Annotated in this window: 12 protein-coding genes; 11 read left to right on the top strand and 1 reads right to left on the bottom strand. The window is 41.3% G+C overall.

The genetic code is table 11. The annotated features are described in order from the left end of the window. Positions 1–5 precede the first annotated feature (5 nt). From GJU32_RS16120 to GJU32_RS16170, 11 genes are all read left to right on the top strand, one after another. Positions 6–1,133 (top strand): conserved virulence factor C family protein, encoded by a 1,128-nt coding sequence (locus tag GJU32_RS16120; RefSeq protein WP_155592981.1) that lies wholly within the window; start codon positions 6–8, stop codon positions 1,131–1,133. Positions 1,134–1,527: 394 nt separating this feature from the next. Continuing rightward, the gene (locus GJU32_RS16125; RefSeq protein ID WP_155592982.1) at positions 1,528–2,760 is read left to right on the top strand and encodes a M20 family metallopeptidase; all 1,233 of its coding nucleotides are present in this window, start codon (positions 1,528–1,530) and stop codon (positions 2,758–2,760) included. After that, positions 2,757–3,845 carry a tartrate dehydrogenase gene (locus GJU32_RS16130; RefSeq protein WP_155592983.1) on the top strand — a complete coding sequence of 363 codons (1,089 nt, stop codon included), beginning with the start codon at positions 2,757–2,759 and terminating at the stop codon, positions 3,843–3,845. Before GJU32_RS16125 ends, GJU32_RS16130 begins: the two co-directional genes overlap by 4 nt. Before the next feature lies 1 nt (position 3,846). Next, positions 3,847–4,593 (top strand): SDR family NAD(P)-dependent oxidoreductase, encoded by a 747-nt coding sequence (locus GJU32_RS16135; RefSeq protein WP_155592984.1) that lies wholly within the window; start codon positions 3,847–3,849, stop codon positions 4,591–4,593. 10 nt (positions 4,594–4,603) lie between these two features. Further along, positions 4,604–6,058 (top strand): aldehyde dehydrogenase family protein, encoded by a 1,455-nt coding sequence (locus GJU32_RS16140; protein WP_155592985.1) that lies wholly within the window; start codon positions 4,604–4,606, stop codon positions 6,056–6,058. Between the two features lie 15 nt (positions 6,059–6,073). Further along, a complete protein-coding gene (locus GJU32_RS16145; protein ID WP_155592986.1) occupies positions 6,074–7,108 on the top strand; it encodes an ABC transporter ATP-binding protein in 1,035 nt (344 codons plus the stop codon). Next, positions 7,077–8,054 carry an ABC transporter ATP-binding protein gene (locus GJU32_RS16150; RefSeq protein WP_155592987.1) on the top strand — a complete coding sequence of 326 codons (978 nt, stop codon included), beginning with the start codon at positions 7,077–7,079 and terminating at the stop codon, positions 8,052–8,054. The genes GJU32_RS16145 and GJU32_RS16150 overlap by 32 nt, the downstream gene beginning before the upstream one ends. A gap of 38 nt (positions 8,055–8,092) precedes the next feature. Beyond that, positions 8,093–9,064 (top strand): P1 family peptidase, encoded by a 972-nt coding sequence (locus GJU32_RS16155; protein WP_155592988.1) that lies wholly within the window; start codon positions 8,093–8,095, stop codon positions 9,062–9,064. A gap of 17 nt (positions 9,065–9,081) precedes the next feature. Next, positions 9,082–10,638: an ABC transporter substrate-binding protein gene (locus GJU32_RS16160; protein ID WP_155592989.1), complete on the top strand. Its 1,557-nt coding sequence runs from the start codon at positions 9,082–9,084 to the stop codon at positions 10,636–10,638. 16 nt (positions 10,639–10,654) lie between these two features. After that, on the top strand, positions 10,655–11,596 hold the full coding sequence (locus GJU32_RS16165; protein WP_155592990.1) for an ABC transporter permease: 942 nt from the start codon (positions 10,655–10,657) through the stop codon (positions 11,594–11,596). A 12-nt stretch (positions 11,597–11,608) separates the two neighbouring features. Then, a complete protein-coding gene (locus GJU32_RS16170; RefSeq protein ID WP_155592991.1) occupies positions 11,609–12,436 on the top strand; it encodes an ABC transporter permease in 828 nt (275 codons plus the stop codon). Here GJU32_RS16170 and GJU32_RS16175 read toward each other — a convergent pair. Beyond that, positions 12,425–14,062 carry a PucR family transcriptional regulator gene (locus tag GJU32_RS16175; RefSeq protein ID WP_155592992.1) on the bottom strand — a complete coding sequence of 546 codons (1,638 nt, stop codon included), beginning with the start codon at positions 14,060–14,062 and terminating at the stop codon, positions 12,425–12,427. The genes GJU32_RS16170 and GJU32_RS16175 overlap by 12 nt on opposite strands. Between the last annotated feature and the right edge of the window lie 120 nt (positions 14,063–14,182).

The following is a 14,182-nucleotide window of genomic DNA, read 5'->3' on the forward strand; positions in this document are numbered from 1 at the left end:
TAGACATGAAGATTATTACAATTGAACCGACGCCAAGTCCCAATTCTATGAAGATTGTTGTTGATACAGAGCTACCTTTCGGGAAAAGCTATAATTTTACAAAGGATAATAAAGACGAAGCAACTGGCGAGGCTGCAGCGATATTATCTATTGAAGGAGTAAAGGGCGTTTACCATGTAGCCGATTTCTTTGCTGTTGAGCGTAATGCCAAGTATGCATGGGAAGGCATTCTAGCAAGTATTCGTCAAGTGTTAGGGGAAGATGTAAAAACACAAGATGAAACACTCATTGCTAATGAATTTTATGGTGAGGTTTATGTGCATGTGCAGTTTTACAAGCAGGTGCCTTTGCAAGTAAAAGTTTTTGATAATCAACGTGAACACCGTATAAGCTGTGGAGATCGTTTTGTAGATGCTTTTAATCAAATTATTGAGTCAGCAGTAGATGAAAACTATATTTTCCAGCGTAAATGGATTGATTATGGTGTACGCTACGGTGAGCTTGAGGAAATTGCAGAAACCGTTAAACAAGAGATTGATGTCACTTATTCTGCACAACGATTAGCGGAAATTGTCGCTGCCATCAATAATGACGATGAAAAAGCTGTTATTAAAACCGACAAGCTAAAACTGACAGTTGAGCAATTCAAGCAACCAGAATGGGAAAAACGTTTCCAGTTGTTAGATCAAATGGCTGATCCAGAGCTAGATGATTTACCACTACTTGATTTAGCATTACAGGATGAACAAATGTCCATTCGTCGACTTGCAACGGTGTACTTAGGTATGGTTGAGGATGTGGCTGTTGTTCCTTACTTAGAAAGAGCCCTACAGGATAAAAGTGCAGCAGTCCGTCGAACAGCTGGTGACTGTATGAGCGACATTGGTTTTGTAGAATTTGAAGGAGCTATGCAGCAAGCCTTACAGGATAAAAACAAATTAGTTCGCTGGCGTGCAGCGATGTATTTATATGAAGTAGGAACAGAACAGTCCTTACCTTCATTAAAGGCTGCGGAAGAAGATAAAGAATTCGAAGTAAAATTACAAGTAAAAATGGCTGTTGCCCGAATTGAACAGGGTGAAGAAGCAAAAGGCTCGGTCTGGAAGCAAATGACCGAATCCCGCCAACAATAAGTTGAAAAAACCAGCATCTGCTGGTTTTTTTCGTTTTAGGAGGGGCTTCGCTCGAAAGTTGGGAGGAATCGCTCAAAGGTAGTGAGGAAGTTTTCATGACCCCATTCAAGATGGAGAAACCCGCTCAAAGAAAGTGTCAATCCACCTAAAAATCAGCGTAAACCGTTTAAATCGACCCATCGAAAAATACTTCAATATAAAATCCAATGCAATCGAGAAAACTATCAAAAAACAGCGTAAAACAGAAAAAAAAGTTGTTTTCTAGCGTTTTGTTGCTGAACAAAAAGTTAAGGTCAATCTATGAATCATTAACATATTGTCTAGTTTCATAGAGATTGGACAATGTTAAAATAACATAAATTCAGAATATTCCCTAAAATAGGAGGTTCTTTGTATGACAGTAACCAGTTTGAAAACAACAAAATCTTATGTGCGTGATCGTGAGGCAGTCATTACATTAACACAGAAACTTGTGCGAATTGAAAGCGTTTACCGTGAGAATGATCCGAAGGGTAATGAGCAAGAAGTGGCACATTTTGTTGCTGCTTATTTACGAGATATTGGCATTGAAACGCATGTAGAGGAGGTTGTGCCCGGGCGACCGAATGTTATTGGCATTATTGATTCGGGCAAACCAGGGAAGACATTGCTTTTCGAAGGACATACAGATGTAGTGACAGAGGGCAATCGAGATGCTTGGGCATATGATCCATTTGGGGCAGAAATTGTGGAAGGACGTATGTATGGTAGAGGGACGAACGATACAAAGGGAAATCTTGCTTGTATGATTACAGCTTGTCAATCATTGCTACTAGATCAAGAAGAGTTTACGGGCAAGATTATTTTATGTATTCCTTGTGATGAAGAGGGGCTCATGTTGGGCATTAAACATTTTATTAAAAATGGTTGGGCTGACGGAGTAGATGGTGCGATTATCTGTGAGCCACAGGAAAACAATGTGTGTATTGCACAGCGTGGAGCTATCCGTTTGAAGGTAGATATTTTTGGTAAAATGGCCCACGGAGCCATTTCTTGGAGTGGCATTAATCCTAACTGGCGTATGGCACGTTTCATCGTAGAGCTTGAAAAACTAGAAAAAGAGGAACAGGCTCGATTAGGGCGTGATCCTATGTTGAATTGGCCATCGATTACGCCAACGATTTTACGTGCTCCAGTAAAAGGAGATGCTCAAATCAATGTCATCCCAGATCATTGTATGACGACGCTGGATATTCGCACTGTGCCTGCTCAAGATCATGATGAACTACTGGGCAGAATCGAAGCGATTATTAAATTATTACAAGCGGACGATCCTGATTTTAAAGTCGAGCTTACTGTCCTTGATAACCGACCAGCTACAGCAACGGCTAAGGAAGACCCTGTTGTACAGGCCATTTATGAGGCGGTGGCAGAGGTGACGGAGAAGGAACCAAAATATAATGGTGTTCCTGGTGCGACAGATGGAACGTTTCTTCATGTCCATGGTATTCCGATTGTGACGGTTGGTGCTGGAGATCGAGAAATCCCTCATCAAATCAATGAATATGTAGATATTGAAGAATTGGCAGAAACAACGGCGATTTATCGTTTGGCGGCATTGAAGTTTTTGGCGGGTGATGAACAATGAAGTCGATAAAAATTGCGGTTATACCTGGGGATGGCATAGGGAAGGAAGTTATGGAGGAAGCGTTAAAGATTTTGGCATGTTTGCAAAAACGTGATAGCTCCCTACAAGTCGAGACGACCATCTTCCCTTGGAGTTCTGATTATTATGTACAGAATGGCTGTATGATGCCTGAGGATGCACTTGAAACACTACAAAAATTTGATGCGATATTGTTTGGGGCTATTGGCGATGCTCGTGTGCCAGATGATGTCACGGTTTGGGAATTAATTATGCCAATTCGGAAGCATTTCCAGCAATATGTGAATTTCCGTCCAATTAAATCACTGCCAGGGATCACGTCACCTCTGGCAAATGGTGGGGAGATTGATTTTGTCATCTTCCGTGAAAATGCGGAGGGAGAATATTCGGACAGTGGTGGTCGACTGTATCAGCAGCAGCCACAGGAAATGACCATTCAAAATACAATTATGACACGGATTGGGATTGAAAAAATTGTACGAGCAGCTTGTGATTATGCGGAGCAACATGGAAAAACCAAAATAACAAGTGCAACTAAATCGAATGCTATTATTCATTCGATGAAATTTTGGGATGAGCATACAAAGAAGACTGTGGCTCAAAGCTCAGCAGCACTACAACTCCAATCAGTTTACATTGATGCTTTAGTCGCTTACTTTGTAGAGCGACCACAGGATTTTGAGGTAGTCGTAGCTTCTAATTTATTTGGCGATATTTTATCTGATTTAGGCTCTGCCATTGTAGGCGGATTGGGTCTGTCTCCATCGGCCAACCTGAATCCAGAGAAGGATTTTCCATCGATGTTTGAGCCTGTGCATGGTTCGGCACCAGATATTGCAGGGAAGGGTATTGCCAATCCAATCGCACAAATTTGGTCGCTTGCCTTACTTCTTGGCCATCAAGGTAGAACCGATTTAGAACAGCTCATTATCAAAGCCATCACCAAAGTACTACAAGAAGGGGTCGTGAAAACAGCAGATATTGGTGGACAAGCGTCAACAGCTCAAATGGGCAATGCGATTTGTCAGGAAATCATTCATATGACATTAACAGCAGGGGGTGTTTAGTATGACAGGCGAACAAAAGGTAATCGTTGTAACAGGTGCGGGAGGCGGTATGGGTAAAGCCATTATTCAAGAGCAGCTAAAGCAAGGCAATATGGTCGTAGGGCTCGATCTATCAACAGAAGCATTATCAGATTTGGCACAGGATTCCTTGCAATGTGTTGAAGTCAATGTTTTGCAGGAGGAGCGTGTCAACGACATATGCCAGCAGATTTTTGATAAGTATGGCAGGATAGATGGGCTTGTTAACGCACTTGGCATTGCACAGTCGGCTACACCTATAGAACAGGTGACAATGGATGAGTGGAATCGTTTAATGGATGTCAATGTGAAAAGCTTGTTTATCACAGCAAAAGCGATTGTACCTTTTATGAAAAAGCAGCAACGAGGTTCCATTATTACAATTGCCTCTATTTCAGCAGTTCGTCCTAGACCAGGTTTGCAGGCCTACATTGCATCAAAGGGTGCGGCAGAAAGCTTTACTCGTGGGCTTGCGATTGAGCTTGCACCAAGTCAAATTCGCGTCAATACGATTCATCCAGGGCCAGCTGACACACAAATGCTTGGTCAATTTGCCGCACAAGGGGCGGATGTCGAGCAAACAAAGCAAAGTGTATTTGTACAGTCTGTTCCATTAGGGCGTTTGGTCAAGCCATCTGATATCGCTGGGGCAGTTAGTTATTTACTATCTGATGCTGCAAGTATGGTCACTGGAACGACATTACATGTAGATGGTGGTCGTGGATTATAGGAGGGGTATGATGAAAAAAATTCCTATGTTAATTAATGGAGAGTGGATTCATGGTGATACAGAGGCATTACTAGATGTTAGGAATCCATCAACGGGGGAAGTGCTTGCACAAATCAGCAATGCAAGTAAAGCGCATGTAGAAGAAGCGGTACGTGCAGCCCGCGTAGCATTTGAACGGGACAATTGGCGTCAATGGAAGGCTTATGAACGGGGACAGTTATTGATAGAATTCGCACATTATATTCGTAAGCATGCAGAGGAATGGAGTTTACTAGAATGTCGTGACGTCGGAAAGCCCTTAACACAGGCAAGAGCAGATATCGAAGCAGCGGCTCGCTATTTTGAATTTTACGGCGGCGCGGCTGATAAAGTGATGGGGGATACCATTCCGATTGAGGATGGAATACTAAATGCGGTAGTGCTAGAGCCTGTTGGCATTACGGTACATATTGTGCCATGGAATTATCCGATACAAATTACAGCGAGAAGTGTAGCTGCAGCCATCGCGACTGGCAATGCAGTTATTGTCAAGAGTGCGGAGGATACACCGCTTACAACGCATGCTATCACGGAGTGGTTTGCTGATAGATTGCCGAAAGGAATTTTTCAACACATTACTGGCCTTGGTCGAGATGTTGGCTCTTATTTAACATCACATCCGGATATCAATCATATTACATTTACAGGCTCTGTTCCTACTGGTATCGCTGTCATGAAGGCGGCTGCAGAAAATGTTGTTCCTGTGACATTAGAGCTTGGAGGGAAATCACCCAATATTGTTTTTGCTGATGCTAATACGGAGCAAGCACTGGATGGAGTTGTGCGTGCCATTATCCAAAATGCTGGACAAACTTGTTCTGCAGGTGCGCGTTTACTCATTGAAGAAAGCATAAAAGATTCGTTTACATCACAATTAGTGCAAAAATTCGAGTCGATTCAAGTGGGTCCTGGTGAGGCAGACATGGATATGGGGCCACTGTTAAATGAACGTCAATATACGAAAATCCTCGGATTAATACAACAAGCAAAGAAAGATGGCTTTGTCATCACTGGTGGAGAGCCATTAACAATAGCAGGGTATGACAATGGTTATTATATACAACCAACTATTTTGGATGGCGTTGAACCGAATAATCCATTAGCGCAGGAAGAAATTTTTGGGCCAGTATTAACAGTCTTACCTTTTTCAAGCGTAGAAGAAGCCATTGCATTAGCCAATAGCACAGACTATGGCTTAGTGGCTGGCGTTTGGTCACAGAATATCGATACAGCTCATTATGTGGCAAGTCGCGTGCAGGCTGGGCAAGTATTTGTCAATAATTATGGGGCTGCTGGTGGCATTCAAATGCCGTTTGGTGGCTATAAAAAAAGTGGTATTGGTCGAGAGAAGGGCTTTGTTGCACTGCGAAACTATACGCAAATGAAAAATATCGCTATACGCTATGCACCACCTAATCAACACTGAGATGGAGGGCCGCATATGGAACAGCCAAAAGAAAAAGAAGTCCTATTAGAGGTCAATCAATTATCGATCAAATTCCATTTAAAAAATGGCAAAGAGGCAAAAGTTGTTGAAGATGTGAACTTTACCATTCATAAAGGAGAAACCGTTGCATTGGTAGGAGAATCAGGTAGCGGCAAAAGTATTACATCCTTAGCGATTATGCGTTTACTGCCAATACCACCAGGAGAAATTACAGCAGGTTCAATCGCTTTAAACGGCAAAAATCTACTCACCTATCAAAATAAAGAGATGAGCCGTATTCGTGGCAATGAAATTAGTATGATTTTTCAAGAGCCCATGACCTCTTTAGATCCTGTATTTACCATTGGTAATCAAATGATAGAAGGCATCCGCAGACATCAAAAGGTATCGAAAAAAGAGGCATGGAGTCAAGCCTTGCAGCTATTAAAGGAAGTAGGAATTGCGAATGCGGAGAAGGTGATCGCTGAATATCCTCACCAGCTATCTGGAGGGATGCGGCAACGGGTTATGATTGCCATTGCGATGTCCAATAATCCTCAGTTATTAATTGCGGATGAGCCGACAACAGCGCTTGATGTAACGGTACAAGCACAAATATTAAAGCTAATGATGAAAATGAAGGAAGAGCATCAATCAGCGATTTTATTCATTACACATGATATGAGTGTCGTCGCAGAAACAGCTGATCGTGTCATGGTGATGTATGCTGGGCAGATTGTTGAGGAAGCCCCAGTAAGAGAGCTATTTTTAAACCCACAGCATCCCTATACGACCGCTCTCTTAAAAACGATGCCAAGTCTTGAAACCGATGTTAAAAGGCTGCCGTCGATTCCAGGCACCGTACCACCGGCATATGCGTTACCTGAAGGATGTCGTTTTGCCCCGCGCTGTCCACATGCAATGGGACACTGTCATCAGGAGCAACCGGCAGTACACCATATCCAGGAGTCACATAAAGTACGCTGTCATTTATTCACAGAGAAAGGGGAGCGGGCTCATGACGGAGAAAGAAGTTTTGCTGGAAATTAATCATTTAAAGGCCTACTTTCCTGTGAAGCGGAAGTCAATGAAAGAAGAAAAAAAGGTGATCAAAGCTGTAGACGATATTTCGATTGAAATTTATAGAGGAGAAACCCTTGGAATCGTAGGAGAATCAGGCTCAGGAAAATCAACATTTGGGCGAACGATTTTAAAGCTTGTTGAGCCAACAGCAGGGGAAGTGCTGTATAAAGGACAACCAATCCAACATTTAAAAGGCAACAAGCTGCAAAGTTATCGCAATCAAATGCAAATGATTTTTCAAGATCCCTTTGCGTCACTAAATCCTCGGATGCGGATTGGTACTATTATCGAAGAGCCAATGAAACTGCAATTAACATTGACGAAGGAACAGCGAAAAGAGCGTGTAAAGGAGCTATTACAAAAGGTAGGGCTACCTGAGGATGCCATGCAAAAGTTTCCACATGAATTTTCTGGCGGTCAGCGACAACGTATTGGGATTGCAAGGGCATTAGCAATTAATCCAGAATTCATTATTGCCGATGAGCCCGTATCGGCACTGGATGTGTCGGTCCAGTCGCAGGTCCTTAATTTAATGATGGATTTACAGGATGAATTTCAATTAACCTACTTATTTATCTCGCATGACTTAAGTGTTGTGAAGCATATTAGTGACCGCGTGGCTGTGCTGTATTTAGGAAGAGTTGTGGAAGTTGGTACCAAGAAGGAGTTATACGCAAATCCATTACATCCCTATACACAAGCATTGCTATCTGCTATTCCTGTCGTCAATTTTGATGAGCCGAAACAAGAAATACTCTTACAAGGTGAACTACCAAGCCCAATGAACCCTCCTGTTGGCTGCGTCTTTCATACACGTTGTCCGTTTGTAATGGAAAGATGTCATCAGGAAAGGCCAATGCTTCAGGAGGAAAATGCTAATCAACGGGTAGCTTGTTTTTTATACGAAAAATAATCAGAATATTCGTTTTTTAAAAAATCGAGGTGTTGATCATGTTTGGTAATATTACGGATGTTCCTGGTGTCAAGGTAGGACATCTTGAAAATAGGGAAGGTATAACAGGCTGTACAGCATTATTAGTAGAGAATGGAGCAGTTTGTGGGGTGGATGTTCGCGGCTCTGCACCAGGTACTCGTGAAACAGATGCGTTAGACCCAATCAATGAAATTGACCGTATTCACGGTATTTGTCTCTCAGGAGGAAGTGCCTATGGATTAGATGCTGCATCAGGAGTCATGCAATTTCTAGAGGAGCAAGGGTTTGGAGTCGATGCGGGTATTGTGAAAATACCTATAGTTCCAAGTGCAGTTCTGTTTGATTTATTTATCGGAGATCCTAAAGCTCGGCCTACTGCTCAAATGGGCTATGAAGCGGCGAAAGCAGCGCGAGTTGGGCCATTTCCTAATGGTAATGTAGGCGCTGGCTACGGAGCGACAGTTGGCAAATTAGCTGGTCCTCATTTTGCTATGAAGGGTGGGCTAGGTAGTGCCTCACTTGCAGGTAAAGGTGGACTAGTAGCTGGTGCTCTTGTGGCTGTTAATGCAGTGGGAGATGTAAAGGATCCGCATACAAGGGAAATTTTAGCAGGCGCAAGAGATAGCGATTCAGATCAATGGGTGGATTGCTGTGCTTATCTAGAGAAGCATGAACAATCGGAGGCATTAGCTGGCACCAATACAACCATTGGAGTAGTTGCAGTGAATGCTAAGCTAACGAAGGCCGAGGCTAAAAAAATTGCACAGCTTACCCAAAATGCCTTGGCTAGAACAATTTATCCTGTTCATACCATGCTAGATGGCGACACGATTTTTGTGCTTGGTACAGGTAATCAAACGTATGCACTTGATTATTTAGGGCATTTAGCTACAAAGGTGATGGAGGAAGCAATTCTCGCTGGCGTGAAAGCAGCAGAAAAATTAGCAGATGTAGAAAGCTATACAAGCATTCAAAATAGAAGCACTTAGGAAAAGGGGGAACGGCAATGAAGTTGAAAATCAGTGGATTGATGCTATTAACATTCATCATGGCATTGGTAATGGGTGCGTGTTCTAGTGATGGAGAGAAAAATACAACAAACTCCAATAGCTCGAATGGACAAACGACTGCAGATGTACCACAGGACATCGTTGTACGTGTGAATGATGATCCAGATTTTTTAGATCCACATAAAGCAACGGCATCTATTTCATATCAAATGATTATGAATATGTTTGAGGGGCTGATGGCGCCCGAAACGGATGGCTCTTTAAAAGAGGGGCTTGCTGAGAGCTATGAAATTTCTGAGGATGGTTTAACGTATACGTTTAAAATTCGCCAAGGTGTGAAGTTTCATAATGGTGATGATTTAACGATGGACGATATTCAATATTCCTTCGACCGTTTAATGGGGAAAAATGGCGGAGAAAAAATGTCCAATAACTTTGATAACGTGGCATCTACAGAGGCACCTGATGCCAGTACATTTGTCATCAAGTTAAAAGAGCCAAATTCTAATTTCCTGTATTCATTAACAGCGAGACAATCAGCCATTATTCCTAAAAGTAATGATGGTAAGCATAATGAAAATCCAATCGGTACAGGCCCATTTGCCTTTGTGAAATATGCGCCTGGTACAAATTTAGAGCTGAAGAAAAATGAGCATTATTGGCAGGAAGGTTTACCTTATTTGAATAAAGTAACATTTGCTTTCCAATCTGATGATCAAGCAGCCATTATGAGTTTGATGGCCAATGAGGTCGATTTAACGAGCGTTCCATGGCATCGTGTTAGTGAGGTAGAGGGTAGCTATAATTTATCACATCAAAATAATAACTCATCCTTAATCGTTACCTTTAATGAAACAAAAGCACCATTTGATAATGTAAAAGTTCGTCAAGCGATCAACTATGCAATTAGTAAATCAGATATTATTGATTCTGTGTTTGCTGGTTATGCTGTTCCACTTGGCTCCAATATGAGTCCAGCAATGGGAGACTATCAAAAGAAGGGCTTAGAAAGCATGTATGAGCGTGATGTAGAAAAAGCAAAAGCATTATTAGCAGAAGCTGGTTATGCTGATGGCTTTAAAACAAAAATTACTGTGTCTTCACACAATGATATTTACTCAAATATTGCACAAATTGTAGTTGCTAATTTACAAGAAATTGGTATTGATGTGGAAATCGAAGTTGTGGAATGGGGAATTTGGCTAGATCGTGTTTACTTTGGCCGTGACTATGCAATGACAACGATTGATTTAACAGGACGTGCATCTGCTTTTGAAATTTTGAATGACTACATCTCAACAAACGATAGTGAAAACTTCTTCTTATTTAAAAATGAAGAATACGACAAAATAATGACCGATGTGTTAAAGGAAACAGATCAAGCAAAACAAAAGGACTACTACCATCGTGCACAGGAAATATTAGCAGAGCAAGCCGCAGCAGTTTATATTGCGGATTACCAAATTGTTTGGGGTTCGGACAAACAAGTGACGGGGCTCAAGAGCTATCCATTCTGGTTCCATGATATGTCAGAGGTTAAATTTTCAAACTAGAAAGGGATGAGTGCTCATGATGTATATCCTACGTCGAATCATCCTGTTAATAACAACCATCCTTCTAGTATCCATTATTACATTTGGTGTTTTTCAAATATTACCTGGTGATCCGGTTCGCACAATGTTAGGGACAGAAGCGGATCCCACACAAATTGAAAATTTACGATCTGAGCTCGGCTTGGATCGTCCTCTTTATGAACAATATGTGGATTGGATGAAGGGCTTATTGACAGGACAGTTAGGGAATTCTATTCGATTTTCAATGCCAGTAAAAGAACTATTATTTGATCGACTCCCTGTAACCATGTCATTAGCAGGGCTCACCCTAATTATTGTTTTATTCATTTCCTTACCTTTAGGAATGTTTGCTGCAAGAAGACAAAATAAATTAAGTGATGTGTCATTATCCACTGTGACGCAGATCGGTATGGCAGTTCCATCCTTTTGGCTAGGGATGATGCTCATTCTTTACATTGGCTTACAGTTTAGCTTCTTTAAAATCAGCGGCTATATTCCATGGACACAAAGTGTAGCTGGGGCGCTCAGTACGCTTATTCTTCCAGCTTTAACAATTGCGATTCCACAAATTGCTATTAATTTTCGTTATGTCCGTACAGCCATTTTGGAGCAAGTCCAGCTCGACTATGTGCGAACAATTCGCAGTAAGGGAATGTCTGAACAAAATGTTATGTATAAACATGTATTGAAAAATTCAATGATTCCGATATTAACGGTTTTTGGCTTGATTATGGCGGAGGTAGTAGCGGGGACGATTATCGTAGAACAGGTATTTTCATTGCCAGGCGTTGGCCAATTACTTATTACAGCTATAAGCAATCGCGATTTCCCACTTGTGCAGGGGATTGTTATGTATATTACAGTAGCGGTAGTCATGATTAATTTTATCGTCGATGTTTTATATTCTGTGTTGGACCCTAGAATTCGATTACGTTAAGAGGTGACGACAATGAAAAAACTACAACGCTATACTAATAAAATAAATTTATTCATGGGTCTCCTTGTCATTGTTGGCTTTCTCCTTGTCATGATGATTAGCTTTTTTTATACACCACATGATGTTAACGCGATGAATATACCAGAAAAATTGCGTGGGCCAGGTGGTCATTATTTTTTTGGAACAGATGAATTCGGGCGTGATATTTTTAGCCGCATTATGAAGGGGACACAAACAGCCTTTGCTGTTGGACTGTTAACCGTAGTGATTGGCACGGTTTTTGGTATTATCATTGGTGGGATTGCAGGCTATGTTGGTGGTTGGATTGATGAAATATTTATGCGTACCATGGATGCTTTAATGGCCTTTCCTGGAATCATTTTAGCGTTAATGCTGGTAGCAGTGTTTGGACCAGGGATTGTCAACACGGCCATTGCACTGGGCATTATCGCAATACCAGCTATCGCCAGAATTGCACGGAGTGGCTTTGTTCAACAACGTGACTCGGAATATGTGTTGGCAGCGAAATTAATTGGTGTCAAGCCTCATAGTGTTATGTTCCGCCACATTTTACCGAACATTTCGTCGCAAATAATTGTCGCGGCAACTGTGACTTTTGCGACTGCAATGCTGGCTGAGGCAGCGCTGAGCTACTTAGGGCTTGGGGTACAGCCACCAAACCCTAGCTGGGGCAGAATGTTGAAAGATTCACAGGCCTATTTAATAGGTGCTCCTTGGTATACGTATGCCCCAGGTGGAGCCATTACGATTCTTGTTCTCGGCTTATATATGCTCAGTAATGCTTTACGAGATTTTATGGACCCACGTTCAAAATCGTAACATGTCAGGTGCTGTTTTTTGCAAGAGTTCATATGCCTTTACGGCCATTTCGATGTTTAGGCGATGCGGAGCTTGTAAAAAATCAGCACCTAATATACTTTCTAGCCGTTCAATTCGTTTATAAAGTGTTTGACGAACGATAAACAGTTGTTCTGCCGTATCATTTTTCGCCCCATTACAGGTTAAATACACCGCTAATGTTAGAAATAAATCATGGGTATTTTTTTGATCCAACAATAAAATTTCTTGTAAATAATCTTTCACAAATTGTAATAGAGCAGTCTGATCCTGTTGTAATAACAATCGATATACTCCTAGATCCTTATAGTAGATGGAGTTAGCCAATTGATGGTGCTGCATTTGGATGGCCGATTTAGCTTCCTTATAGCCAAGATGGACACTTTCAATCGTTTGATAGACATTGCTAATGCCACAGCTTAGGGTGAGATGCTCAAAAAACTGAGCTGCTTTTCTAGCAACAATCTGTGAAATTGCTTGATCGAAGGAATCACGATTATCTTTCATATAGTCTGCAGCAATGTAAAAAGCTAAAATAATAATCTCATGCTGACGTACAGAAACGGTAGGGAAAAATCCTAGCTTTTTAAATATCGAGCGAACATACATGGCGTTTTGTAATTGTATTTCCTGCCATTCTTCTTCAGGTACAGCGTTGGCCGCATCATGTAGATTAAACACGACTACTCGGTAAAATAAATTACGACTTTCGATTGGTAAATAGCTTTGATAGTATTGGATATCCACTGGCTGACCTTGAATTAAGGCAAGAATAAATTCATCCTCACGGCTTTGCTGGCGCTCCTGAAGCATGCGGTTGCGCATCAAAATATGGGCAATCGACATCGTTGCACGTTCAAGGTTTAACAAGGTATAATCACTTGGCTTTGTCAGTCCAGAATGCATACATAAATAGCCCCAAACCTGTCCAAGCCCATTAACAGGAATGATGACAAAATGATCCTTGTCAATGGCTAAATGGTGCAAGGGCTCCTGTAGTTCTAATTGCTGACAATGCTCTTCCATGACACGTAAATATTTTTTAGCCTCCACAGGATAATAAAAGCTTTTTGTATCTTCTGAGACAAATAAAAATGGTGCATCTGTATCTTGATGAAGGACTTGTAAAATTTTTAAAATACCGTTCGGCATTAACGATAATTCCATAAAGGTTTTTGATAGTGTATCTAGCTGAGTAAGTGCCTGCTGGTGTTGATTAATTATGTACGTATGTAAATCTTGTGTGATATCGATAAATCGTACAATTTCTTCAAAGATGATAATAGGGAAATGATGGGCATTCGCCATTGCAATTAATTCAACGGGGACGTGGTCAAAATAGTCTCCAATTTCAATACAAAGACCAGCAGCGTCGTTGCGAATAAGGTTTTGTAAGTAGGCGATTTGTGTTTCACGTTCTAACTGTAAGCCGACACCAGTGGTTAAAATAAGCTCACCACCATTGATTAATGTGTCAAAATCTTTGATTTCTAAAATATGTGTCCATAGAACTTGACGTTCAAGACCATGCTGTCCTGCAATGAGCTTCGCCGATTCAAAATGCTTTCGCTTAAGGACATCACGTACGAGTAAAGGATGTTTCGACATAAATTGGCACCTGCCCTTCGAATGTACAATGTCTATTTCATTATGTTGGAGAAATCAGAAAATTTCAATATTAACTAACGAAATAGTGGGAAATTACAATAGACAAAAAAGGACACCTAT

This window comes from Lysinibacillus cavernae, from assembly GCF_009724685.1.
GTDB lineage: Bacteria > Bacillota > Bacilli > Bacillales_A > Planococcaceae > Lysinibacillus > Lysinibacillus cavernae.

Bases quoted from the DNA above. Each gene is read 5' to 3' on its own strand.
- GJU32_RS16120 (WP_155592981.1), top strand. From the start codon at position 6: ATGAAGATTATTACAATTGAACCGACGCCAAGTCCCAATTCTATGAAG.
- GJU32_RS16125 (WP_155592982.1), top strand. From the start codon at position 1,528: ATGACAGTAACCAGTTTGAAAACAACAAAATCTTATGTGCGTGATCGT.
- GJU32_RS16130 (WP_155592983.1), top strand. From the start codon at position 2,757: ATGAAGTCGATAAAAATTGCGGTTATACCTGGGGATGGCATAGGGAAG.
- GJU32_RS16135 (WP_155592984.1), top strand. From the start codon at position 3,847: ATGACAGGCGAACAAAAGGTAATCGTTGTAACAGGTGCGGGAGGCGGT.
- GJU32_RS16140 (WP_155592985.1), top strand. From the start codon at position 4,604: ATGAAAAAAATTCCTATGTTAATTAATGGAGAGTGGATTCATGGTGAT.
- GJU32_RS16145 (WP_155592986.1), top strand. From the start codon at position 6,074: ATGGAACAGCCAAAAGAAAAAGAAGTCCTATTAGAGGTCAATCAATTA.
- GJU32_RS16150 (WP_155592987.1), top strand. From the start codon at position 7,077: ATGACGGAGAAAGAAGTTTTGCTGGAAATTAATCATTTAAAGGCCTAC.
- GJU32_RS16155 (WP_155592988.1), top strand. From the start codon at position 8,093: ATGTTTGGTAATATTACGGATGTTCCTGGTGTCAAGGTAGGACATCTT.
- GJU32_RS16160 (WP_155592989.1), top strand. From the start codon at position 9,082: ATGAAGTTGAAAATCAGTGGATTGATGCTATTAACATTCATCATGGCA.
- GJU32_RS16165 (WP_155592990.1), top strand. From the start codon at position 10,655: ATGATGTATATCCTACGTCGAATCATCCTGTTAATAACAACCATCCTT.
- GJU32_RS16170 (WP_155592991.1), top strand. From the start codon at position 11,609: ATGAAAAAACTACAACGCTATACTAATAAAATAAATTTATTCATGGGT.
- GJU32_RS16175 (WP_155592992.1), bottom strand. From the start codon at position 14,062: ATGTCGAAACATCCTTTACTCGTACGTGATGTCCTTAAGCGAAAGCAT.